At 74.5% G+C, this 22,985-nt stretch carries 23 protein-coding genes; 8 read left to right on the top strand and 15 right to left on the bottom strand.

All coding sequences use genetic code 11. The features are described 5' to 3' along the window. Positions 1–60 precede the first annotated feature (60 nt). Complete coding sequence (locus Q2K19_RS07810) at positions 61–1,017, top strand: HpcH/HpaI aldolase/citrate lyase family protein (protein WP_302768893.1); 957 nt, start codon at positions 61–63, stop codon at positions 1,015–1,017. A 44-nt stretch (positions 1,018–1,061) separates the two neighbouring features. Here Q2K19_RS07810 and Q2K19_RS07805 read toward each other — a convergent pair whose 3' ends face one another. After that, positions 1,062–1,613: a DUF4190 domain-containing protein gene (locus Q2K19_RS07805; protein ID WP_302768891.1), complete on the bottom strand. Its 552-nt coding sequence runs from the start codon at positions 1,611–1,613 to the stop codon at positions 1,062–1,064. A gap of 117 nt (positions 1,614–1,730) precedes the next feature. On the opposite strand from Q2K19_RS07805, the gene Q2K19_RS07800 reads away from it, so the two are divergent. Further along, on the top strand, positions 1,731–2,621 hold the full coding sequence (locus Q2K19_RS07800; protein WP_302768888.1) for an SDR family NAD(P)-dependent oxidoreductase: 891 nt from the start codon (positions 1,731–1,733) through the stop codon (positions 2,619–2,621). Between the two features lie 3 nt (positions 2,622–2,624). Here the strand turns inward: Q2K19_RS07800 and Q2K19_RS07795 are convergent, their stop codons facing one another. Further along, positions 2,625–3,056, bottom strand: coding sequence for a DUF4190 domain-containing protein (locus tag Q2K19_RS07795; RefSeq protein ID WP_302768886.1), 432 nt, complete (start codon positions 3,054–3,056; stop codon positions 2,625–2,627). 180 nt (positions 3,057–3,236) lie between these two features. Between Q2K19_RS07795 and Q2K19_RS07790 the strand changes: the two genes are divergently transcribed. After that, positions 3,237–4,433 carry an acyl-CoA dehydrogenase family protein gene (locus Q2K19_RS07790; RefSeq protein ID WP_302768883.1) on the top strand — a complete coding sequence of 399 codons (1,197 nt, stop codon included), beginning with the start codon at positions 3,237–3,239 and terminating at the stop codon, positions 4,431–4,433. A gap of 43 nt (positions 4,434–4,476) precedes the next feature. Here the strand turns inward: Q2K19_RS07790 and Q2K19_RS07785 are convergent, their stop codons facing one another. Continuing rightward, entirely contained in the window at positions 4,477–5,154 is a 678-nt protein-coding gene (locus tag Q2K19_RS07785; protein WP_302768881.1) for a hypothetical protein, read from the bottom strand. A gap of 89 nt (positions 5,155–5,243) precedes the next feature. Between Q2K19_RS07785 and Q2K19_RS07780 the strand changes: the two genes are divergently transcribed. Then, entirely contained in the window at positions 5,244–5,849 is a 606-nt protein-coding gene (locus Q2K19_RS07780; RefSeq protein WP_302768879.1) for a TetR/AcrR family transcriptional regulator, read from the top strand. A gap of 85 nt (positions 5,850–5,934) precedes the next feature. Here Q2K19_RS07780 and Q2K19_RS07775 read toward each other — a convergent pair whose 3' ends face one another. The 4 genes from Q2K19_RS07775 to Q2K19_RS07760 all read right to left on the bottom strand — a co-directional run bounded on the left by Q2K19_RS07775 (position 5,935) and on the right by Q2K19_RS07760 (position 9,078). Then, positions 5,935–6,684, bottom strand: a complete 750-nt coding sequence (locus Q2K19_RS07775; RefSeq protein WP_302768877.1) for a hypothetical protein — start codon at positions 6,682–6,684, stop codon at positions 5,935–5,937. A 126-nt stretch (positions 6,685–6,810) separates the two neighbouring features. Beyond that, positions 6,811–7,218 (bottom strand): CoA-binding protein, encoded by a 408-nt coding sequence (locus Q2K19_RS07770; RefSeq protein ID WP_302768875.1) that lies wholly within the window; start codon positions 7,216–7,218, stop codon positions 6,811–6,813. A gap of 40 nt (positions 7,219–7,258) precedes the next feature. Further along, positions 7,259–8,008 carry a hypothetical protein gene (locus tag Q2K19_RS07765; RefSeq protein ID WP_302768873.1) on the bottom strand — a complete coding sequence of 250 codons (750 nt, stop codon included), beginning with the start codon at positions 8,006–8,008 and terminating at the stop codon, positions 7,259–7,261. 23 nt (positions 8,009–8,031) lie between these two features. Next, a complete protein-coding gene (locus tag Q2K19_RS07760) occupies positions 8,032–9,078 on the bottom strand; it encodes an Rv2578c family radical SAM protein (RefSeq protein ID WP_302772336.1) in 1,047 nt (348 codons plus the stop codon). A gap of 92 nt (positions 9,079–9,170) precedes the next feature. Between Q2K19_RS07760 and Q2K19_RS07755 the strand changes: the two genes are divergently transcribed. Then, complete coding sequence (locus Q2K19_RS07755) at positions 9,171–9,590, top strand: thiol-disulfide oxidoreductase DCC family protein (RefSeq protein ID WP_302768870.1); 420 nt, start codon at positions 9,171–9,173, stop codon at positions 9,588–9,590. A gap of 24 nt (positions 9,591–9,614) precedes the next feature. Here Q2K19_RS07755 and Q2K19_RS07750 read toward each other — a convergent pair whose 3' ends face one another. From Q2K19_RS07750 to Q2K19_RS07725, 6 genes are all read right to left on the bottom strand, one after another. Continuing rightward, positions 9,615–10,316, bottom strand: a complete 702-nt coding sequence (locus Q2K19_RS07750; protein ID WP_302768867.1) for a cellulose binding domain-containing protein — start codon at positions 10,314–10,316, stop codon at positions 9,615–9,617. 106 nt (positions 10,317–10,422) lie between these two features. After that, positions 10,423–10,800: a DUF742 domain-containing protein gene (locus tag Q2K19_RS07745; protein ID WP_302768864.1), complete on the bottom strand. Its 378-nt coding sequence runs from the start codon at positions 10,798–10,800 to the stop codon at positions 10,423–10,425. Further along, on the bottom strand, positions 10,781–11,224 hold the full coding sequence (locus Q2K19_RS07740) for a roadblock/LC7 domain-containing protein (protein ID WP_302768862.1): 444 nt from the start codon (positions 11,222–11,224) through the stop codon (positions 10,781–10,783). The genes Q2K19_RS07745 and Q2K19_RS07740 overlap by 20 nt, the downstream gene beginning before the upstream one ends. Then, positions 11,225–13,093 carry a sensor histidine kinase gene (locus Q2K19_RS07735; protein ID WP_302768859.1) on the bottom strand — a complete coding sequence of 623 codons (1,869 nt, stop codon included), beginning with the start codon at positions 13,091–13,093 and terminating at the stop codon, positions 11,225–11,227. It lies immediately after the preceding gene. A gap of 43 nt (positions 13,094–13,136) precedes the next feature. Then, positions 13,137–15,725: a helix-turn-helix transcriptional regulator gene (locus Q2K19_RS07730; protein WP_302768857.1), complete on the bottom strand. Its 2,589-nt coding sequence runs from the start codon at positions 15,723–15,725 to the stop codon at positions 13,137–13,139. Beyond that, a complete protein-coding gene (locus tag Q2K19_RS07725; RefSeq protein ID WP_302768855.1) occupies positions 15,722–16,978 on the bottom strand; it encodes an Hsp70 family protein in 1,257 nt (418 codons plus the stop codon). Before Q2K19_RS07725 ends, Q2K19_RS07730 begins: the two co-directional genes overlap by 4 nt. 285 nt (positions 16,979–17,263) lie before the next feature. Here Q2K19_RS07725 and Q2K19_RS07720 point away from each other — a divergent pair, with 285 nt between their 5' ends. The 3 genes from Q2K19_RS07720 to Q2K19_RS07710 all read left to right on the top strand — a co-directional run bounded on the left by Q2K19_RS07720 (position 17,264) and on the right by Q2K19_RS07710 (position 21,640). Further along, complete coding sequence (locus Q2K19_RS07720; RefSeq protein ID WP_302768853.1) at positions 17,264–18,214, top strand: IniB N-terminal domain-containing protein; 951 nt, start codon at positions 17,264–17,266, stop codon at positions 18,212–18,214. A 103-nt stretch (positions 18,215–18,317) separates the two neighbouring features. After that, positions 18,318–20,177, top strand: coding sequence for a dynamin family protein (locus Q2K19_RS07715; RefSeq protein ID WP_302768851.1), 1,860 nt, complete (start codon positions 18,318–18,320; stop codon positions 20,175–20,177). Then, the gene (locus tag Q2K19_RS07710; protein WP_302768850.1) at positions 20,174–21,640 is read left to right on the top strand and encodes a dynamin family protein; all 1,467 of its coding nucleotides are present in this window, start codon (positions 20,174–20,176) and stop codon (positions 21,638–21,640) included. Before Q2K19_RS07715 ends, Q2K19_RS07710 begins: the two co-directional genes overlap by 4 nt. Here Q2K19_RS07710 and Q2K19_RS07705 read toward each other — a convergent pair. Continuing rightward, positions 21,554–22,456 (bottom strand): MFS transporter permease, encoded by a 903-nt coding sequence (locus Q2K19_RS07705; protein WP_302768848.1) that lies wholly within the window; start codon positions 22,454–22,456, stop codon positions 21,554–21,556. The genes Q2K19_RS07710 and Q2K19_RS07705 overlap by 87 nt on opposite strands. Then, positions 22,453–22,893 carry a hypothetical protein gene (locus tag Q2K19_RS07700; RefSeq protein WP_302768845.1) on the bottom strand — a complete coding sequence of 147 codons (441 nt, stop codon included), beginning with the start codon at positions 22,891–22,893 and terminating at the stop codon, positions 22,453–22,455. The genes Q2K19_RS07705 and Q2K19_RS07700 overlap by 4 nt, the downstream gene beginning before the upstream one ends. Between the last annotated feature and the right edge of the window lie 92 nt (positions 22,894–22,985).

Raw genomic sequence — 22,985 nt, 5'->3', positions numbered from 1 at the left:
CGGTTTCGTCAATTTCTGGTGGCGTCGGCGTGCCCGCCGGACGCTGGAAGGAGCGCATCCATGGCCGCTGTCGGTCGCCCCCGCCGGTCCTGCCTCGCGGTACCCGGCTCCAGCGTCAAGATGCTCGGCAAGGCCCAGGGCCTCCCCGCCGACCAGGTCTTCCTCGACCTGGAGGACGCGGTCGCCCCGCTGGCCAAGCCGGACGCCCGGAAGAACATCGTCGCCGCGCTGAACGAGGGCGACTGGGCCGGCAAGACCCGGGTGGTCCGGGTGAACGACCTGACCACGCCGTGGACCTACCGGGACGTGATCGAGGTGGTCGAGGGCGCGGGCGCCAACCTGGACTGCATCATGCTGCCGAAGGTGCAGAACGCCGCCCAGGTGCAGTGGCTGGACCTGACGCTGACCCAGATCGAGAAGACCCTGGGCCTGGAGGTCGGTCGGATCGGCATCGAGGCGCAGATCGAGAACGCGGCCGGGCTGGTCAACGTCGACGCGATCGCGGCCGCCTCGCCCCGGGTCGAGACGATCATCTTCGGCCCGGCCGACTTCATGGCCTCGATCAACATGAAGTCGCTGGTGGTCGGCGCGCTGATCCCGGACTACCCGGGGGACCCCTACCACTACATCCTGATGCGCATCCTGATGGCCGCGCGGATGCACGACAAGCAGGCCATCGACGGCCCGTTCCTGCAGATCCGCGACGTGGACGCGTTCCGCGAGGTGGCCAAGCGCTCGGCGGCGCTCGGCTTCGACGGCAAGTGGGTGCTGCACCCGGGCCAGATCGACGCGGCGAACGAGGTCTACTCGCCGGCCCAGGCCGACTACGACCACGCCGAGCTGATCCTCGACGCGTACGACTGGTACACGTCGGAGGCGGGCGGGAAGCTCGGCGCGGTGATGCTCGGCGACGAGATGATCGATGAGGCGTCCCGCAAGATGGCGCTGGTGGTCGCCGCCAAGGGCCGCGCCGCCGGGATGAGCCGTACCTCGTCCTTCACCCCGCCTGCGGAGTGACTGCCGGACGGGCCGCCCCGGTCGACCGGGGCGGCCCGTCCGGGTCAGAAGGTGGACGTGCTGCCGCCGGTGTCCGAGTTGACGGCGATGACGATCACCACGATGTAGACGGCGATCAGCACCACCATCAGGCCCGTGACGATCCAGCCGATGATGATACCGGCCTTCGCCATGCCGTCGCCCTGCTCGCCGGTCTCCCGGATCTGCTTGCGGGCCACGTGCCCCAGGATCGCGCCGATCGGGGCGGTGATGCACGAGGTGAAGCCGAGCAACGCGAGCGCCAGCGCCGCGATGGCCAGCCCGTTGGTCTTGGCGGACGGCGGGGGGTACGCCGGGTAGGCCGGCGGCGGGTAACCGGCCGCCGCGTAGGGGTCGGCGTGCGGTGGCGGGTAGCCCGGCGCGGCGTACGGGTTGGCGTGCGGTGGCGGGTAGCCCGGTGCGGCATACGGGTCGGCGGGCGCGTAGGGGTCCGCCGGGGTCGGCTGGGTCGGGACCGGGTTGCCGCCCATTGGCAGCGTCGGGTCGGCCGGCGGCGCGGAATGCGGGCCGGGCGCGGACGGGTCGTGCCAACCACCGGCCGGTGGGGGATAGCTCATCGGGTCATCTCCATAGCTCTTCGGGTGCCGTCAGGGTAGCCAGCGCGGCACAAGTCCGAGGCCCGCCTTTCCGGGTGCCGCGTTGCCCGGGACGTCCACAGCGGGCAGGATCGCGGCATGGCACTTGACGCGCGCGGCGGTCGGTCGCGACGGGACGTGAGTCGCCCGGGGCTGGCACGCCGCAGCCGGGTCAGCTTCCCGGCCGGCTCCGCCGACCAGGACCAGCCGGCGCCGCTGGCGGAACCGGTCACCATGCGGCTGGACGGCCGGGTCGCGCTGGTCACCGGTGCCGGCAGTGCGGACGGGATCGGGTACGCGACCGCCCGCCGCCTCGCCGACCTGGGCGCCCGGGTGGCGATCGTCTCCACCACCCGACGGATCCACGAGCGTGCCGGCGAGCTGGGGGTCACCGGCTTCGTTGCCGACCTCACCGACGAGTCCGAGGTCGGTGCCCTCGCCGACGCGGTGGCCGAGCAGCTCGGCGACGTCGAGGTGCTGGTGAACAACGCGGGCCTGGCCAGCCGGGCCAGCCCGGAGGTGCTGCGGCCGGTGGCCCAGCTCAGCTACGACGAGTGGCGCGGCGAGATCGACCGCAACCTCACCACGGCGTTCCTGTGCAGCCGCGCCTTCATCGGCGGGATGGCCGAGCGGGGCTGGGGCCGCATCGTGAACCTGTCCGCCACCGCCGGCCCGGTCAACGCGCTGCCGACCGAGGCCGCGTACGCGGCGGCGAAGGCGGGTGTGGTGGGGCTGACCCGGGCGCTGGCGATGGAGATGATCGCCGACGGCGTCACGGTCAACGCGGTCGCGCCGGGCACCATCTACACCGCGGCGTCGACGGCCGCCGAGATCAAGCAGGGGCTCGGCACCCCGGTGGGCCGCCCCGGCACGCCGGACGAGGTGGCCGCCGCGATCGCCTTCCTCTGCTCGCCGGCCGCCTCGTACATCACCGGGCAGATGCTGGTGGTCGACGGCGGCAACAGCGTCCGCGAGGCCGAGTTCCGCTGACGGTCAGCCGTAGTTGCCGTTGTCGGAGTTCGCCCACCAGGCCAGGGCGATCCAGCCGCAGCAGGCGATCAGTCCGAGCGCGGTGAAGATGTAGCTGAGGATCAGCCCCCAGGTGGCGAGCTGGTCGCCCTCCTCGCCGGTCTGCTTGATCTGGCGCTTCGCCAGGTGGCCGAGGACGATCCCGGCGGGGGCGAAGACGAAGGCGAAGACCAGGGACAGGATGGCGAGTACGTTCGGCCCGCCGTGCGGGCGCGGCGCCTCGCCGGGCGGGCCGTACTGCCCGTAGGGCGGCTGCGGGGCGTACGGGGGCTGGGCCCCTCCTGGCGGCTGCTGCCCCCAGTGCGGTTGGTGCGGCTGCTGCCCGTACGGCTGGCCGTAGGCCGGCGGCTCGTACGGCGACGGCGGCTGGTCCGGCTCGCCGGGTGGTTGGCTCACGCCCGTTCGCCCCTTCCGTCGCAGCTCAACGGCCCTCTCTCTTGCGGACGCTACCCGCAGCGGTGAACCTTTTCACAGCGGTTGTGTGGACTGGTCACCTTGGCCTCGCCGGGCGCGGGGCCGATACTGACTCAGCGTTCAGTTACCCACGAGTAATGCGCCGATCCCTCGGAGGCTGAGATGGCCCGACTCGCCCAGACGCCCGGCCTGACCGATGTGCAGCGGTCGATCCTGGAAACCGTCCGGGAGTTCGCCGACAAGGAGATCATTCCGCACGCCCAGCGGCTGGAGCACGCCGACGAGTACCCCAGCGACATCCTCGACGGGATGCGCGAGATGGGCCTGTTCGGCCTGACCATCGACGAGGAGTACGGCGGCCTCGGCGAGTCCCTGCTGACCTACGCCCTAGTGGTGGAGGAGCTGTCCCGGGGCTGGATGTCGATCTCCGGCATCGTCAACACCCACTTCATCGTGGCGTACCTGATCTCCCAGCATGGCTCGGCCGACCAGAAGGCCCGGCTGCTGCCCCGGATGGCCACCGGCGAGGTGCGCGGCGCCTTCTCCATGTCCGAGCCGGAGTGCGGCTCCGACGTCTCCGCGATCAAGTCGAGGGCCGTCCGCGACGGCGACAACTACGTCATCAACGGCCAGAAGATGTGGCTGACCAACGGGGCGTACTCCTCGGTGGTGGCCACCCTGGTCAAGACCGACACCGGCGCCGACTCCGTCTACGGCAACATGAGCACCTTCCTGCTGGAGAAGGAGCCCGGCTTCGGTGAGACCGCGCCCGGCCTGACCATCCCCGGCAAGATCGACAAGATGGGCTACAAGGGCGTCGAGACCACCGAGATGGTGCTCGACGGCGTCACCGTGCCCGCCTCCGCCGTGCTCGGCGGCGAGGAGAAGGTCGGCCGCGGCTTCTACCAGATGATGGACGGAATCGAGGTCGGCCGGGTCAACGTGGCCGCCCGCGCCTGCGGCATCTCCATCCGCGCCTTCGAACTGGCCGTCGCGTACGCCCAGCAGCGCCGCACCTTCGGCCAGCCCCTCGCGAAGCACCAGGCCGTCGCCTTCAAGCTCGCCGAGATGGGTACGAAGATCGAGGCGGCGCACGCCCTCATGGTCAACGCCGCCCGGCTCAAGGACGCCGGCCAGCGCAACGACGTCGAGGCCGGCATGGCCAAGCTGCTCGCCTCCGAGTACTGCGCCGAGGTCGTGCAGGAGGCGTTCCGCATCCACGGCGGCTACGGCTACTCCAAGGAGTACGAGATCGAGCGGTTGATGCGGGAGGCCCCGTTCCTGCTCATCGGCGAGGGCACCTCGGAGATCCAGAAGACGATCATCTCCCGCGGCCTGCTCAAGGAGTACAAGCTCTGACGCTGCGGCCCGCGCATCGGTCGCCGGCGCGCGGGCCACGCGGTCAGGCCGCCGGGCCGTCCGTCCCGGTCAGCCGTACGGCGAGATGCTGGCGCGTGAGGGTCACGAGCGCGGCCGGGTCGTCGGCGTAGAGGCGGATCTCGTGCACCGGCCCGCTCGGACCCTTGGGCAGCCGTACGTCGAGCGGCTCGCGCAGGACGAGGTCGACGCTGGTCTGCTTGCCGGTGACGACGTTCAGGATCACTCGCGCCTCGTCCGGCTCGATCTGCACCGCCCGGCTGGCGGGCACCGAGCGGTAGCTGGCGTCGACCCGGGCGATGGCCGTCCACGGCACCAGGAAGTCCACCGAGAAGCCGTTGCGGACGCGCAGGCCCTCGGCGCCGGCGGCGTGCGGGTGGATCCGGAGGGCGGCGAAGAGGCCGATCATCCAGAGCAGACCCCAGATCCCGAGCGCCAGCACGGTGTGCCGCACCGTCGGCCACGGCAGGGTGTGTTGGAGGATCAGGTCGAAGATCGGGATCTCGATGGCCGACAGGACGATGAAGGCGATCAGGATCGGTTTCACCACGCCGACGTAGCCGAACGGCACCGCCCCGGGCTCCAGCGCCGGTGGCCGGCGCAGCAGCCAGCGACCGAGGCTCAGCCACATGCCGATCTCGTACGCCACCACGCGACGCAGCACTGCGAGCGCACCGGGACCGCTCCACCTGCCCACGGCCACCCCCGTCCTTCCGCCTTGCCAATGCAGTTGCAACGTATCCGGCGGCCGGCCGGGGTGTCAATGCAGTCGTATTGTGAAAACATGAGGTCATGCCGAAGCGGGTCGATCACCGGGAGCGCCGCACGCTGATCGCCGACGCGCTGATGCGGGTCGCGGCCGAACACGGGCTGGAGGCGGTGAGCCTGCGCCATGTGGCGGCCGAGGCCGGCGTCTCCGCCGGGATGGTGCAGCACTACTTCCGCACCAAGGACGAGATGATGGCCTTCGCGCTGTCGGTGGTCCACGAGCACAGCGAGGCCCGGGTGACCCGAGCGGTCGCCGCGCTCGGCGAAGACCCTGACCCGCGCACGCTCCTGCGAACCATGCTGGTCGAGCTGCTGCCCCTCGACGAGGCGCGGCGGGCCGACGGCAGGGTGGCGCTGGCCTTCCTGGCGTACACGGCGGTGCGGCCGGCCGTCGCGGTGGCGCTGCACCAGGAAACCGCCGGCCTGCTGGCCTTCATCGCCGGACAGATCCGGCGTGCGCCGGCCGCCGACCGGCGGGTGGACCCCGACCGGGCCGCAGTGGGCCTGCTGGCCGTCCTGGAAGGACTCGGGATCTACCTGCTCGGCGGGCACTACCCGCCGGAGACCGCGCTCGCCGCCCTCGACGCCCAGCTCGATCTGATCTTCGAGCCGGCGGAACCCGCCGGCTGAGCCGCCGCTCAGGCGAGCTGGGCCCCGCCGGCGATCCTCGCCCCGCCCGCGATCCGCCGGGTCCCGGCGGCGACCACCGCGCCGCTCACCCGCCGGCCGACCGCAGCACCGGTTCCGGCGGGGCGACCGGCAGCCCCACCGCCAGCACCTCCGGCCGGCGCCGGAACTGCTCGATCGCCGCCAGCAGCCGCTCGTCCGACACGGCCACGCTCCGCCCGCCGACCACCTGCGGCAGCAGCCGGCCCGGGTCCAGCCGCAGCCACACGCCGTCCCGCCAGTTCCGGGAGTTCGGCCGAGCATCCTCGACCTCGGTCCAGGCGTACCACGCCGAGCCGTAGCGCAGCCCGCTCGCGGTGAGCGCCAGCCGGCCCGTGAACCGGACCTCCCGGTAGGCGACCTGGCCGAGGCCGAGCGCCACCGCGCCCAGCAGCACCGGCCGGCCGACCCCGACCCAGTCCCATCCGGCGGGGAGGGTCGAGATCACGCCGACCGCCAGCGTCGTTCCCGCGAGCCGGCCGGCGACCAACTCCACCCAGCCCGCCGCGGACCGCCCGGCCACCAGCCCGGGCTCGGTTCCGTACCGGCCGCTCACCCGGGCCCGCCAGACCAGCCGGCCGTCGCGCCGGGGCCGCCACCGCTGCTGCGCCAGGTGCACCCCGGTCGTCACCCACACCAGGCCCCCGATGTCTTCCGGGCCGGCCACCTTGATCGCGAGCAGCACCCGGGCGGCCAGCGCGGCGACCGCGCCGCCGGCCACGAGCGCGAGCAGCCGGCGGGACCAGAGCTCAGCACGGCGGGGCTGCGCCGGCGCCACCGCCGGCCCGGAGACGGACACGACCGCAGGGTACGGGTCACCCGCCAGCCCTTCGGTCCGTCGCGCGACGGGGACAGCGGGATGGCGCCCGATCGCTACCGGACGGTTCGGGAAACTACGCCGTGCTGGCCCGGCCCTGAGCGGAGGTCAGCCCCGTCGGCTCAGGCCGCCGGCCGCCCGCTCGATGATCAGGCAGCGGTCCTCGACGTAGTCGATGCCCGCCGCCTCGGCGATCCGCCGCGCCTCCGGCGAGACGATCCCGAGCTGCAACCACACCGCCGGTGCGCCGATCTCCACCGCCTGCCGCACCACCTCGACCGCGTCCCGGGCCGGGCGGAACACGTCGACCAGGTCGACCGGGTGCGGGATGTCGGCCAGCGACGGGTACGCCTTCTCGCCGAAGAGTTCGTCGACCGTCGGGTTCACCGGGATGATCCGCCAGCCGTGGCGCTGCATCTCCAGCGGCACCCGGTGCGCGGCCTTACCCGGGTCGCGGGACGCGCCCACGACGGCGATCACGGCGGAGTCGGCGAGGATCTGCTGAGCGGAACGCATCCGCCGAGCCTAGCCCCGCTGGCGTCCCCCGTCCCCCGGGTCACACCTGACCGGTCAGCGGAGCGCCGGCGAGCGCCCGCCGGAGCCGGTCGTACTCCTGAACGGTGCCAATCGTCGCCCGGTGCTCGGGATGGGCGACGTAGTGCCGGATCGCGGCGGCCAGGAATTCTGGCGCGACGGTCAGCTCCCGAACCGGCACGAAGGCGCCGAGTCGCAACCACCCGAGGCGGCGGCGGACCAGTTCCGGGCGGGCGATCGGCAGCCGCAGGAAGCGTCCGGCCGCTCCCGGCCCGGTAGGTGCGCCCGCGCCGATCGCCTCCCACGGCACCACGATCATCGATCGCGGAGCGCCGGAGGAGACGCCCTCGGCGGTCAGCGTCACGAACGGCACCCGCCGCCAGGCCCCGATCGCGAGCCCGCCGGCGACCAGCAGGTACGCCAGCATCAAGAAGCGGTCCCAGGCGTCCACGGCGGAACCCGCGACGGTGTAGAGCGTGTAGTAGACGAAGTACCCGCAGAGCGCCGGGCCGAAGGGAACGCCGGGCTGCGGCGGCGCGAAGAAGGAACCGGTCGTCTCGTCTACCCGCAGCCCCTCCCGGCCGGGCTGACGCACTATCTCGCGGACGGCCATCCCGAGGAAGAACAGGATCGGCAGCAGGGTCAGGCCCGCCACCGCCCCACCGACAGACCGTGCCGCGATCGCCGCCAGCGCAAGGCCCAGGCCCAGCGCCAATCCGAGGAGGACGAGGTGGCGCTGGCGGGGTAGCGCCGCGTTGATGATCTCCCGCACGAGCGGATCGTAGGCGGGGGCGCCTACAGGAGCGAGAGCTGTTCGGCCACGGGTGGCGGCGGCGGAACGGCCAGCCGGCGATTCTCGCCGGTCTCGCCGCGGTGCAGTCCGTGCCGGCGGGCGGCCATCCGCACCCGCGCGGTCAGTTCCCGCTGATAGGCCTGGGGCGCGTACGCGCCGGATCGGTAGAGCTGCCGGTAGCGGGGGACCAGCTGCGGGAACTCCCGGGCCAGCCAGTGCGCGTACCACTCCCGGGCGCCGGGGCGCAGGTGCAGCGGCAGCGGGGTGACACTGGTGGCCCCCGACGCCGCGATCGCGGCCACGGTGGCGTCGATCGACTCGTCGTCGTCGCTGAGCCCGGGCAGGACCGGCGCCATCAGTACCCCGACCTGGAAACCGGCGTCGGTGAGCTGGCGTACCGCGTCCAGCCGGCGGCGCGGGCTCGGCGTGCCCGGCTCGACCGCCCGCCACAGCGCCTCGTCGACGAAGCCCACCGAGTACGACAGCCCCACCCGGGTCACCTCGGCGGCCTGGCGCAGCAGCGGCAGGTCGCGCAGGAGCAGCGTGCCCTTGGTCAGGATCGAGAACGGGTTCGCGAAGTCGCGCAACGCCTCGATGATCGGCGGCATGAGCCGGTAGCGCCCCTCGGCCCGCTGGTAGCAGTCCACGTTGGTGCCCATCGCGATGTGCGCGCCGCGCCAGCGCGGCGCGGCCAGCTCCCGGCGGACCAGCTCACCCGCGTTGACCTTGACGATCACCTTCCGGTCGAAGTCCGCCCCGGCATCGAGGTCGAGGTAGGTGTGGGTGTTGCGGGCGAAGCAGTAGACACAGGCATGGGAACAGCCCCGATAGGGGTTGATCGTCCACTCGAACGGGACGCGGGACTGGCCGGGCACCCGGTTGATGATCGACTTGGCGCGCACCTCGTAGAAGGTCATGCCGGCGAAGCCGGGGGTGTCGAAGGTCCGCGCGACGGCGCCGGGGAGCGCCAGCGGCAGGGGTGGAGTCGCTGGCGCTGCCCCGTCGGGAGTCCCCTCATCCGGGGGAGCGGAGAGGTTGTCCCAGCGCATGGCCCTCATTCGAACATGCGTACGAACAAAGTGCAAGTGACGCGCCGGACACCGGTCACCGGAGCGGGCCGGCCGGGTGCAGGATGGGAGCCATGGAGACGTCGACCTTCGTCTACGACGGCGACTGCGCGTTCTGCACCCGCTGTGCGCAGTTCATCGAGCGCCGGATCCCCACCGGTGCCCGCGTGGTGCCCTGGCAGTTCGCCGACCTGGCGGCACTGGGGCTGACGGAGGCCGAGTGCGAGGAGGCGGTGCAGTGGGTGGGCGCGGACGGCTCCCGCGCCGCCGGCCCCGACGCCATCGCCAAGCTGCTCGCTGACAGCGCGCCGTTGTGGCGGGTCGCCGGCGCGGGCCTGCGCCTCCCCCCGGTCCGGGTGGCGGCCTGGCCGGCGTACCGATGGGTGGCCCGCAACCGGCACCGGCTGCCGGGCGGCACCGCCGCCTGTTCGCTGCCCCAGGAGGCCCGGGAGCGCCTCTACGGCCCTGCCGGCCGCCCGACCGCCGACTCCTGACCCGCCGGCTCCGCGCCGGGGCGGTCACAGACCGGTGCAGGCGGTCCCGTCGATGGTGCAGGCCGTCGGCGTGGCGCTGATCGCCGCGCCGTTCACCCGGAACGTCACCCGGGCCGCGCCGCGGCCGGGCACGCCGGTGCTCCCCTCCGGGACGAAGGTCCACGTCGCGCCCTGCCGGCTGGCCCGGGCGCCGGTGACCGAGCTCACCTCGAGCGACTCCCGAGGCAGCACGATGACCAGTTCCCAGCTCGGCACGGTGGCCGTACCCGGGTTGCTGATGGTCACCGCGGCACCGTAGCTGAGCAGGGCGGTCTTCTCGACGGCGAAGTCGGCGCGCAGCGGGGCCGGTGCGGGCGGCGGCCCGGCGGCGGTCGCCGGCGGCCTGGGCGACGGGACAGCCGCCGGCCGACCGGCCGGCGGTGCGCCCGTGGTGGCGGACGGTGCGGACGTCCGGGGCGCGACCGTGGTCGGCTCCGGCCGCTCACCCGGCGTCCCGGTGATGATCGGGCCCGGGGCCGGCACGTCCGGTCCCGGCTCGACGGCGACCGGGGTCAGCCGCTCCGGTGTACGCAGCACCGTGACGATCGAGTACGCCGTCGCCAGCAGCACCCCCAGCGAGGCGGCGATGGCCACCTGGGCGAGCCGCGAGCCGTCGCCCGGGCCGACGAGGGCGCGCCGCACGTTCCCGGCCGTGGCGACGATCCCGTCCAACAGGATGATCGCCACGGTCCGCCGTGGCTGGGACGGTGGTGCCGGCACTGGCCCTTTCCCCCTTCAAGGTCATCCGTCGGACCGGCGCCGCGGTCCTCCGGCCGCGGTGGTCCCGTCCCGGTCAGAGCGTGCGGAGCCCGGCGAGGAGCGCCTCGAGCAGTTCCCTGGACGGCACTCCGGACAGCGTCGGCGGCTCGTGCAGCTCGATCAGCCCGGCCCCCAACAGGTCGCCGAGCAGCACCCGGACGGTACCCAACGGCAGGTCCAGCTCGGCAGCCACCTCCGCCACCGACAGTGGACGCTGGCAGCGTTCGACTATCCGGACCTGCTCCGGAAACAGTTGCGCGCCGGCGGGGATCGCCCGTCGGGCCACCACCAGGGAGATGAGGTCGAGCTGGCCGTGGTCGGGCGCGATCCGCCCACCCGTCACCGTGTACGGCCGGGCCACCGGTCCGGCGTCGTCGTCGTACCACGCCTCGTCATGGTCCCCGGTGGGCACCGCTGTTCCCGCCTGTCACCATCCGGGCCGGCTCGAGGAACACGGGCAGCTCCCGCTCGGCTCGCGCCGCGAAGAGCGCCACCTCGTACGCCATGTCGCCGACGTCGGCGTCACCGCCCATCCGGACGGTGAGGATCGCCCCGCTCCGGGTGGTGGCGAGGAACAGGAACGCGCGGGACATCTGCGTGACGACCTGGCGCAGCACACCACCGCCGCACACCCGGGCGGCGGCCTGCCCCAACGCGTACAGGCCGCTGACCACGCCGGAGATCTGCTCGGCCGGCTTGTCCGCCACCGTGCTGGACCGGCCGAGCAGCAGCCCGTCGGGGGAGAGGACCACGGCGAACTCGGCTCCCGGCACCCGGTCGACCAGTTCGTCCAGGGCGGCAGTCAGGCTGTCGACGGTGGCCACTGAATGCGTCATCTAGGTCCTCTCGCTGCGCAGCGGTGTCTCGACGGTGTCGGCGTCGGCGGCGCCGGGCCCGGGCCCGGGCCGGCTCGCCCCGGCACGCCGGACCCGGGTCGGCAGCCCGTCGCTGTCGGCGTCCACCGCCCCGGCCTGGGGGGACCCCGCGCCGGCGGGCACCGGCACCTCGGCAACCGGCCCAGCCTCGGGCCCGGTGACCAGGCCGGCCGGGAGCAGGACGACCGCCGCGGTCCCCCCGCGTGGGCCGGGACGGAGCGAGACCCGGGCGCCGCGGCGCTCGGCCAGCCGGCCGGCGACGTACAGGCCGGCCCAACCGGTGGGTGGTGCGTCGGGCGGCGGGTGCCCCAGCAGGTCGTTCGCCTCGGCCAGGGCGGCGGCAGCCAGGCCGGGCCCGTCGTCGACCACCACCACCGAGCAGCCCTGCGGCCCCTGCTCGCCGGCCACCCGTACCGTGGTGTGCTCCGGTGAGCAGGCCAGTCCGTTCTCGATCAGCTCGGCCAGCAGGTGGACGACGTCCGTGACGGCGGACCCGGCGAGCGACCACGGCCAGTGCGGGGCGACCAGGACCCGGTGGTAGTCCGGCACCTCGGCGACCGCCCCGCGCACCACGTCGAGCAGCGGCACCGGCCGCCGCCAACGGCGGGCGGGGGTGGCGCCGGCCAGGGCGACCAGGTTTTCCACGTTGCGTCGGACCCGGGTGGCGAGATGGTCGAGCCGGAACAGGTCGGCGGTCTCCTCCGCCGCGCGCTCGCGCCGCTGCATCGCGTCCAGCAGGCTGAGCTGGTCGCGCAGGAGGGCCTGGTTGCGCCGGGTGAGCCGCAGGAACAGGTCGGGTGCGGCGCTCTCGGCCGCCCGGGCGTCACCACCGGTCAGCCGGCGGACGGTGCGGGACCAGCCGAACAGCACGACGAGCACCGCGATGAGCCCGAGGCCGAGCACCGCGCCGGTCCGGGCGACCACCAGGGCGGCGCCCGGCGTGGCCCGCTCGACGCTGTCGCGCGCGGTGGCGATCACGAGTTCCCGGAGTCCGCTCAGCGCCGGGTCGGCGGCCGACCGCCAGCTCTGCGCGCTGATCCGGGTGCCGCTGTCGCCCTCCGTCCGGAGCAGTCGGTCCTCCAGGTCGAGCAGGGCGGCGAACCGGGGGCCCTCCACCAGTCGGCGGTGCTGGTCCCGCCCGCCGGCCGGCAGCTCGGCGGCCGCCGCCGTGCGGGCGTACCGCTGGCTGGCCATCAGTTCCGCCAGGTGGCTTCGCTCTTCGGCGCTGATCCGGCCGTCGACCAGCGCGGAGGTGAGCAGGGTGTCCTCCCGGGCGAGCAGTTCGCGGGCCCGGGCCAGCGCGACCACGGCCCGGGTCTCGCCGGCCAGCGCGGTCTCCCGCCCGCCCCACTCCGGGCCGTAGACGGCGAAGGCGGTGTCGACCAGCGCGTCGTACCCGGCCACCGCGCCGGACCGGTCGAGCCGCCCGTCGTCCACCTCGGACCGGAGGGTGGCCAGCCCGGGCAGCCGCCGGACGAGCTCCTCGGCCCGGTCCCGGACCGCGCCCGCGGTCAGCAGCCGCAGGTCGTGGCCCGCCACGAACGCGCGGACCGGCTCGACCGCCCGGTCGGTGCGGTCGCGCGCCCCGGCGAGGGCGGCCCGCGCCTGCCCGGCGCCGGCCAGCGTCTCGGCGGTGAGCCGGCGCTCCAGCTGGAGGTGGAGGATCAGCAGGTCGGTGGGCTGGCCGAGGGTGTCCGCCAGGGCCCGGACCCGGACCAGATCGGCGGCGTCCCGGCCGGTCAGCACCGCCGCGTACGCCCAGAGGGTCAACAGCACAGCCGCCAGCGAGGCGAGCTGCAGCCGTATCCGCCGGCCACCGGTCCGAGTCACGTCCCGCTCCGTCCGGCCGACCGACGGTCGCCGCGCTTTCGGCTCACCGCGCGGTCCGTTCCGGCCACGGCTGTCGGGCCGGTGTGCTCGACCGGTCCGCGACGACGGTGCGCAGCAGGGCCAGCAGCTCCGCCCGGTTGGCGCAGTTCAGCCGGGACCGCATCCGGGCCACGTGGTGCTCCACCGTCTTCGCCGAGATGAAGAGCCGGTCGCCGATCTCCCGGTAGGTCAGTCCGGCCAGCACCAGCTCGGCAACCTCGTGTTCGCGGTCGCTGAGCGGGTTCTGCCCGGGGCCGGTGACGGCGTCGGCGACCGGCGAGCTGCCGTCGGCCGCCGCGCTGGGCGGCGCGTCCCGGGCCGTGGCGGGCCGGCCCTGGAGCACCCGGGCACACTCCAGCAGGCTGGTCATCGCCCGCCGGTCCGACGTGCGGATGGCGGCCTGCCCGGCGAGGCGGGCGGCGTCCCAGCGCAACCCGGCGTCGTGCAGCCCCCGGGCGGCGGCCTCCACCCGGGCCGGGTCGACCACCCCGCGCAGCACCTCGACCCAGCTCGCGGCGGCCGCGGCGACCACGGCGGCGTACCGGCTGTGGTCGGCCGCGGCGAGCAGGGCGGCGACGTGCTCGTCGGCGACGGCTGGTTCCTCGGTCAGGATCGCGGCGTGCAGGCCGGTCCAGTGCAGCGGCGCGCTCCACAGGGCCGGGCCGCCGAGCCGGTCCAGCAGCAGCCGGGCCTCCCGCAGGTACGGCTCCAGCCGGGCCAGATCGCCGAGCCGCGCGCCGGCGACGGCCAGCTCGCCCAGCGGCAGCAGGGTGAACAGGTCGACCGGGTGCCGGACCACCGCCTCCAGCGCGGGCACCCAACCGCGTTGCAACGCCCCGAGGTCGCTGTTGCGCCGGGCGATGCCCAGCTCGAGCGCACTGGCCAGGAGCAGGTCGCGCGACTCCAGCGGTCGGTCGCCGGTGGCCACCGTGGCCAGGCGCTCGGCCGCGGCGACCGTGTGCCCCCGGACCATCAGGATCCAGGCCTGCAACAGCCGGTGGCGACGGTCCATCAGCGGCCCGCCGATGCCCGTCGCCACGGCCCGGTCCAGCACCCCCTCGGCGATGTCCAGCTCGGCACAGTGGATCGCCGTCAACGCGGCGAGCGCCGCCGGGCTGTCCGGCAGGAGCGCGGCCCGGCCGTCCGGTTCCAGTAACGCCGCCGCCTGCACCAGCGTGGAGAGCGCGGTGGTCGGCGGCCCGGCGAGGCTCTCGCGTACCCCCTCGGCCATCAGTCGGGCGGCGCTTGAGTGCAGGGTGGGGGGATTGGCGTCCGGGGCGTCACCCGGCGCGTCCGGGTCGGCGGTCGGGCGCCCGGCGGCGACCGCCCCGACGATGGCGAACGCCCTGGCCGAGGCGGTGCCCGACCACCGGTACAGCTCGACGCTCCGGTCGACCTGACCGCGGTGCGCCAGCGCCGTCGCGGCCACCGTCGCCGCCTCCCGCCGGTCGGCCGGGGTGGCCGTCGCGAGTAGCCGGTCCGCCAACCGGAGGGCGGTGTCCAGGTCGCCGGCGAGCGCCGCGGCGGCCGCCTGGCGGGCACCAGCCGGTAGGCCGGCCGCCGTGGCCGCGGCGAAGAGTTCGGCCGCGAGCGCCGGGTCCGCCGCCAGCGCCTCCTCCGCCGCGGCGGCCAGCGCCGGGGCCGGGCAGTCGCCGAGTGCGGCGTCCGCGCGCAGCGAGCGGACCAGCGGGAGGACCGGCGCGCCCCGGCCGAGCTGCAACTCGGTGAGCCGGCGCCACACCGCGGTGCGTTCGGTGCTCGGGCTGAGCGCGATGACCGCCCGCCGCACCATCGGCGCGAGCCGGCCGTCGGCACCGAGCAGGCCCGCCGCCCTGGTGGCGGTGACCAGGTCGTGCACCGCCTCGGGCGCCCGGTCGAGCAGCGCGCCGAGCAGGTCCACCGGCAGCGGCACGCCCGCCGCGACGGCGAGCAGCAACCGCCGGAGGTCCGGCGCCAGCTCCTCCAGCTCCGGTCCGAACTGGAGGACGGCCGGCCGGGGTGGCTCGGCCGGGACGCCGGCGCCGTTCTCCTGCCCGCGTAGCCCACGGACCAGCCGCTCGACGTCGCGCGGCACGCCGCCGGTCTGTCCGTGCACGAAGGCGATCAGGTCGCTCCGCCGGCCGAGCTCGGGCACGGCGGCGAGGTAGGCGCCGGTCTGCTCGGCGGTGAACGGAGTGAGCACCACCTGACGCCCGGTCCGCTTCAGCGCGTCGGTCAGCTCGGCCAGTGCCGCGGACCGGGGCCACGGGCGGTAGCCGAGCAGCAGCCGGTGCCGGCGGGCCACCACCAGCCGGCGCAGCGTCCCGAGCCGCGCGTCGTCGAGCAGGTGGGCGTCGTCGACCAGCAGCACCGCTTCGGCGTCGACCTCCCCGGACGGGTTGGGCGCGCCCTCCAGCACGGGGATCCCGGCCTGCCGGTAGGCGCGCGCCAGCGCGGCGAGGAGGGCGGTCTTCCCGTGGCCGCCGGGACCCGTCACGCCGACGGCCAGCGGAGCGCCGGGGTCCGCGGCCACCGCCTCGAGCAGGACGGTCGGCCCGTGGCCCAGCGCCGGCCGGGGGTCGGCGAGGGCACTGCTCATGATCATCGTGGTCATCCTTCGCGTCCCCGGCCCCGGGCCAACGCCAGGCGGGACGCCTTCGGCAGGCTCAGCGGGGTGATCCGGACCGGGGGACGGGGTGGTGGCTCGCCGTGGACGGTGTGCTCGGGCTCGGGGAGTGGCCACGCCGGGACCGGCGCCGCGGCGCCACTGACCGGCCTGGTCGCGGCCGCCGGGGCCGGCCGGCGGGGGCGCGGTGAGACCACCTGGCCGGCGGCGAGCGCCGCCCCGGTCGCGGCGGTCAGCTGGGGATCCGGCTCCACCTCGACGGGGACCGGAACGGCCGCGGCGAGCAGTTCGGTGACCAGCGGGATCCGGGCCGATCCGCCGGCGAGGAGGACGCCGTCGAGCTGCGTGGGCGCCAGGCCGGCCGACTGTACGGTGCGGATCAGCAGCTCGACGCCCGCCCGCACCGCCGGCCGGATCAGGTCCTCGAACTGTGCCCGGGTCACCGGCACCCGGACCGGGCCCGTCGGCGGGGTCAGCAGGACGTCGGTCTCCGTGGCGACGGTCAGCTCGCGCTTGGCCCGGTCGCACGCCGGCAGCAGTCCGTGCGGCGTCGGGTGCGGTGCTCGGCCTGCGCCGAACTCCCGGCCGAGCACGGTCCGGACGTGCTCCGCGAGCGCCTCGTCGAAGTCGCTGCCGGCGGCGGTCTCCAGGCTCTGCGCCAGGCCGAACGCCTCGTAGGTGCCACCCGGGACGCGCCGGACCAGAGCCGCCTCGAAGGTGTTGCCGCCGAGGGCGTAGACGGCGGCGGTGGTGCCCGGGAAGCCTCGGGCGGCGTGGCTCTCGGCGACCGTGACCGGGCGGGGGAGCAGCGTGACGTTGCGCAGGCCCAGGTCCCGGAGCGCCCGGTGCAGCAGGTCGCGCCGGTGCCGGCCCCATCCCGCGGGGTGGCTGAGCACGACGGCTTCGGCGAACTCGCCTTCCCGGGCGGAGACCCGTTCCACCACCCACATCGCCAGTTCCGCCACCAGCGTCTGCGGCGCGCAGGGTTCACCGCCGAGCAGCAGGGGCACGTCGTCGCCGATCCGGCGGACGAAGTCGCGGGTGACCCGGCTGCAGTCGTCGGTGGCGGCCTCGCCCACGGTGAGCGACCCGTCCGGCGCCAGGTGCAGCACCGACGGTACGGCGTGGGACGCGCCGCCCAGCGCGACCACCTCGGGACGGGCCCAGGTCTCGCCCCGCCACCGGGCCACCGCGGCGGTGGTGCTGGTGCTCCCGATGTCCATCCCCAGGACGTACGGCATTCGTTTCTTCCTCCACCGCGAGTGGCGCTGGCGACGGTGTCGGCACCGTGGCGACCCACCCGCGGCGAAACCCGTGGGCTCATACGTTCGTACCAGAGATGGCTGCCGCCTCCGTACCCTAACTCTGACCGTCCCGCGTCCCCCTATCCCCCTAACGCCCGAGGGGGTGATGACCCTAACCGGGCGCGGCCGGTTGCGGGACGCGCCCCGATGACCACCGCAGACCCCCGGCCATAGCGTCACTGCCGACGCAGGACCGTCGCTGACGTACGTTCGAGGAGAACCATGGATTCGCAGCAGACCGCGCAGGTTAATTCGCACCAGAGCGTGGATTCGCAACAGACCCTGCACGACTTCGTGCTCAACCTGCTGACCGACCCGGACGCGCGGTCGGCCTTCGACCTCGACCCGGAGGGTGCGCTGCAGGCCGCGGGGCTCACCGACGTCACCGCCGCCGACGTGCAGGACGTGGTTCCGCTGGTGGTCGACTACGCCCCCGGGGCGGGCCTCGCGTCGGTGGCCCCGGTGGCCGGTCAGCTCGGGATCGACCCGCTCACCACGGACGCCACCGACGTGATCGGCCAGCTCCAGGCGGTGCCGGAGCAGATCAGCGTCAACAGCACCCACAGCGGCGTGGACGCCACGGCCGGCGCGCTGGGCGCCATCGCGGTCGACCCGCTCGGCGGGTACGCCGGGGCGGCCGTGCTGCCGGGGATCGGCGTGGGCATCGGGCCGGGTGGCCTCGCCACCGACCTGACCGGGGTGCACGACGTGGCGCACACCCTCGACGCGGACGTGGTGGGCAGCGTGGACGGCGTGACCAGCCCGGTGGTCGGGGACGTCGCCGGCACGGTCGCCAACCCGCTCGGCGCCACCGAGGCCGGCGTGCTCCACGGCGACGTGCTCGGCGGTGACCTGGGCGTCCTGTCCGGCACGCAGGCCCAGGTCGACGGCGTCGTCGGCTCGCTCGGCGTCGACCACACCCTGGGCGGGCTCGGCCTGGGTGACGGCACCGGCGTGGTGCCGTCGGTGCACGTTCCGGCCACGGTGGACGCCGTCACCCAGCACGTGGACGGCACCCTGTCCGGCGTCGGCGGCACGGTCAACGGCGTCACCGGCACGGTCGGCGGGCTCACCGGCGGACTGACCGGCGACTCCGGGACCCACAGCGACACCACCGTCCACACCGATGTGCACGCCGGCTCCGACGGCGGCCTGCTGGGCGGCCTGTTCTGACGCACGGCTCAGCGGGGGCGGCAGGCCGGTTCGCCGGCCTCCCGCTTCCGCTGCGGTGACGGGCCCTCTTGATAATTGCGCTGAAATCCGCACACTTGGTGCGGTGATCGCGGCGATCTGGCTGGACGTGCTCGACGAGATCGCCCGTACGTGCAGTGCACACGGGCGAGGTGACCTGCTCCAGACGGTGCGGCAGAAACGGGTCCAACTGCTCGACCCCAGGCTGCGCGTCCTGGTCATCGGCGAGTCGCACCAGGGCAAGAGCCAGCTCGTCAACGCCATCATCAACGCGCCGGCCTGCCCGGTCGGCGACGGCCGCACCACCGTGCTGCCGACCGTGGTGCAGCACGCCGAGGTGCCTTCGGCCACCGTGGTGCAGGCGCCGCCGGCGACCCCCGGCCGGCCCGCCGGCACCACGGTCCCGGCGGCCGCCGAGCGGATCCCGGTACCGCTGGACCAGGTCGCCGCGGGGGTGGCCGGCACGCTCGGCCGCCGGCCCGGCGCCGGCCCGGCGTACGTCGAGATCGGACTGTCCCGCGCGCTGCTCGGCGCCGGGCTGGTGCTGGTGGACACCCCGGGCACCGACGAGGTCGCCGCGCTCGGCGCGGCCGGCCCGGCCGCCGCGCCGGCCGGGGCGGATACCGTGCTGCTGGTCTCCGACTCCACCCGGGAGCTCTCCGCCGGCGAGCTGACCATGCTGCTGCACGTCGCCCGGTCGCACCCGAACGTGGTGGTGGTGCAGACCAAGACCGATCTCGTACCGGACTGGCGTGCGGTCGCCGAGCGCAACCGGCAGCACCTCGCCGACGCCGGCGTGCCGGCACCGGTGATTCCGGTCTCGGCGGCGCTGCGGCTGCGCGCGGCCGTCGGCGACGACCGGGAACTCAACGCCGAGTCCGGCTTCCCCGTGCTGATCGCCCGGCTGCAGCGGGACCTCGCCGACAAGTCCGACCGGCTGGCCCGCGCCGCCGTCGGGGTGATCGCCCGGACCGTGGTGGAACAGCTCGCCGCGCCGCTGCGCGCCGACCTGGCGAGCCAGGAGGCCGAGGAGCAGTCCGGCCCGATCGCCCGGTTGCACGCGGCGCAGCGGGAGGTCGACGAGCTGCGCCGCTGCTCCACGAGGTGGCAGAACACGCTCGCCGACGAGATGGCCGACCTGCTCGCCGACATCGAGTACGACCTGCGTGACCGGACCCGACAGATCCTGCGCATGGTCGACGAGACGTTCGACGCGGCCGACCCGCTGGTCAGCTGGGACGACTTCCAGGACTGGCTGGAGCGGAGCCTGGTGGAGGCGGCGGCGGCGAACCACGAGTGGCTGGTGCAGCGCTGCGACTGGGCCGCCCGCCGGGTGGCCGGCAACTTCGCCCGGTACGGCGGTGACGTGCTGCCGCCCTGGTCGATGACGACCCCGGCGGACCTCGGCGACCGGCTGCCGGACATCGAACGGCCCAACATCGACCGGTTCACCCCGACCCAGAAGGTGATCACCGGCATGCGCGGCTCGTACGGCGGCATGCTGATGATCGGCCTGGCGACCACGCTGGCCGGCCTGCCGATGATCAACCCGCTCTCGGTCGGCGTCGGTGCCCTGCTCGGCGGCAAGAGCATCCGGGACGAGAGCAGGCAGCTGCTCCGCCGCCGCCAGTCGGTCGTCAAGACGGCGGTCCAGCGGCACGTCGACGACTTCTTCGTCCGGATCACCAAGGACCGCCGGGACGCCGCCCGGCAGGTGCAGCGGATGCTCCGGGATCACTTCACCGCGCTGACCGAGGAACTGCAGGAGGCCATCATCCGGTCGTTCCGCAGCGCCAAGCAGGCGGCCGACACCGATGCGGCGGTCCGTGACCAGCGGCAGCGCGAGCTCCGGCTGAAGATGACCCGGCTGGCCACGCTCTTCGAGCAGGCGCAGCAGCTGGCCGGTGCCCGGCCCGCCCCGGCGTCCCTGGGGCCCCGGGCATGACCGTCGGGCTGCGGCTGGACGAGGCCGTGTGGGGGCTGCTGCACCAGGCCCTCCAGCTCTACCGGGACAACCCGCGGGCGACCGACCAGCTCCGGCACGAGCTGGCCCGGCTGGAGCAGCCGCTGCGGATCGCCGTCGCCGGCCCGTGGCGGTCCGGCAAGTCGACGCTGCTGAACGCGCTCATGGGCGAGGAGGTCGCGCCGATCGACGGGGTGGACGGCAGCAGCCTCTTCACCTGGTACGAGGACGGGGCGCAGCCGCGCGCCACCGCCTACTCCACCGGTCACCCGCCACAGGAGCTGGCAATCGTCAAGTCGCCGACCGGGATGCGGGTGGACCTGGTCGGCTGGCGGGCGGGTGAGCTGCGGGACGTCGTGGTGCGCTGGCCGACCCGGACGCTGCGCCAGGTGACCCTGATCGACACCCCGGCCACCGGTCTCGACGAGCAGGACCGGGCATCCGTGATGGACCGGGTGCTGCGCGACGCGGACGCGGTGTTGTACCTGACTCGGGACGGACGCGACAGCGACCTGCGGGTGCTGGAGGGCACCCGGGAGAGCGCGGTCGGGCAGGCCGCCGCGATCAACGTCGTCATGGTGCTGTCCCGGGTGGACGAGACCGGCGGCGGACGGATCGACGGGCTGCTCACCGCCCGCCAGCTCGCCCGGCGGCAGCACCGCGATCCCCGGGTGGACGCGCTCTGCGTGAACGTCGTCCCGTGCAGCGGCCTGCTCGGCCTGGCCGGTCGGATCCTCAGCGAGTCGGACTTCGCGGTGCTCGCGGCGCTGGCCCGGGTGTCCCGTCCGGAGCTGGAGCCGCACCTGCTCTCCGCCGACCGCTTCCTCCGCGGCGACCTGCCGCTGCGGCTGGACGCCGGGGTCCGCGCCGCACTGCTGGACCGGCTCGGGCTCTTCGGGCTCCGGCTGGCGACCACCCTGATCCGGACCGGCTGCGACACCCGGGCCAAGCTCTCGGCCGAGCTGATCCGGCGCAGCGGCCTGACCGAGCTGCGCGAGTCGATGGCCCGCTTCCTCGTCGATCGGCGGGACACGCTCAAGGCGCGGTCGGCGCTGGCCGCCGTGGAGGCGCTGGTGCGAGCCGAGCCCGCCCGGGGCGCGGACGAGCTGCTCGGCCGGGTCGAGCAGATCCTCGTCGCGGCGCACGAGTTCCGCGAGCTGCGCCTGCTCGCCGCGCTGCGCACCAGCCGGCTCGGCTTCGACGCGGAGCTGGCCGCCGAGGCGCAGCGGCTGGTCGGCGGCGACGGGATCGGCCTGGCGGCCCGGCTCGGCGTCGAGCACGACGCGAGCGTGCAGCGGCTGTGGGACGCGGCCGCCGAGGCGCAGTGGCGCTGGCGGAACCGCGCGGAGGACCCGCTGCTACGCCTGGCCCAGCGGCGCGGCGCCCAGGTCGTCGTCCGCAGCTGCGAGGGGATGCTCGCCGAGCTGGCGGAGGGGGGCCGGTGACCGCCGACGGCGGAGCAGGCTGATCGGGCGGACCCGTTCCAACGGCAGGAAGCTGGTCATCGCCACCAGGTGCGGCGCGAACGAGATGGTGATCGTGGCGATGGTGACCAGGTGGAACGAGTAGAAGAAGCCCACCGCCGCCAGCCGCCACCGCTCGGGCAGCACGAAGACCAGCGGGCTGAGCAGCTCGAAGGCGAGTATGCCGAACTGGGCGACGACCAGCAGGTGCGGGACCTGGGCGATCAGGTCGGCCAGGTCGGTGCCGCGCCGGATGATCGCCCGGGCCAGCACCGACCCGGTGGCCCAGTCGAGGCCGCCGAAGCGGAACTTGGCCCAGGCCGCCAGGAAATACGTGCAGATCACCGCGAGCTGGGTGACCCGCAGCGCCCAACCGCCGGCCTCGGTGCGGGTGGGATCACCGTGCCGGGCCCGCCCGGCGGTCGGCAGGGCGGCGAGCGCGACGAGGAGCCCGAACCGGTCGTGATCGACCTTGCCGTAGCTCATCGCGACGATCATCCACTGGAAGTAGAGGGCGAAGACCGTCCAGCCGAGCAGCCGGGGCGCCCGCCCGGTCGCGGCGAGCAGCGAGAGCGCCAGCAGCACCCAGAAGATCACGCCGACCAGGACCGGGGTGGGCGTGGGCAGCGGGAGCAGCCGGCCGACCAGCAGCGGCTGGTAGAGGTCGCCGGGCACGTCGACCCGGGTACGCACCCAGGGGGTGAAGATCACCAGGTCGGCCGCCACGAAGAGGTAGACGAGAGTGCGGAAGGCGGCCACCCGCCCGCGCGGGACCGCCTCGGTCAGCCAGCCGGTCACGGGGTGGCCTGCCAGCGGACGGCGGTGCGGTCGGTCCAGCGGCCGGTCGGGCGGCCGCCCTGGATGTCGTACCAGCGGACCACGATGCGGACCTCGACGAGCGCGGGTGCGGCGGGGTGGCGCTCGGCGTACGCGTCGGCGACCCGGCGCAGCCGGCTCGGGTCGGCGGCGTACCGGCCCTGCTGTCCCTCGATCTCGGCGCGGCGGATGCCGGTGGCGTCCTGACCCAGGTCGACCACCGCCCCGGAGCGGTCGACGCCCTCCACGCGGGTGTCCGGCGCGGGCGCGTTCGGCGGGTCGGAGGTGGAGTACATCCGGAACGGCCCGAACGGGAAGTCGTCGTCGGTGCCCCGGACGGTGCCGGCGAGGAGCAGCGCCAACCCGAGCACGGTGGCGCCCAGCCGGACCGCGCGACCGCGGGTGGTCAAGGTCTGCATCGGCTGTGGACGTTACGGGATGGGGGCCGCCGGAAGATGTCCGTCCGTCGTCCATTACTCGCTGGCCGTGTGGCTGCCCGACGGGCGTCCCG

This window comes from Micromonospora sp. NBRC 110009, assembly GCF_030518795.1.
GTDB lineage: Bacteria > Actinomycetota > Actinomycetes > Mycobacteriales > Micromonosporaceae > Micromonospora.
This window is presented reverse-complemented; position numbering and strand designations above follow the sequence as displayed.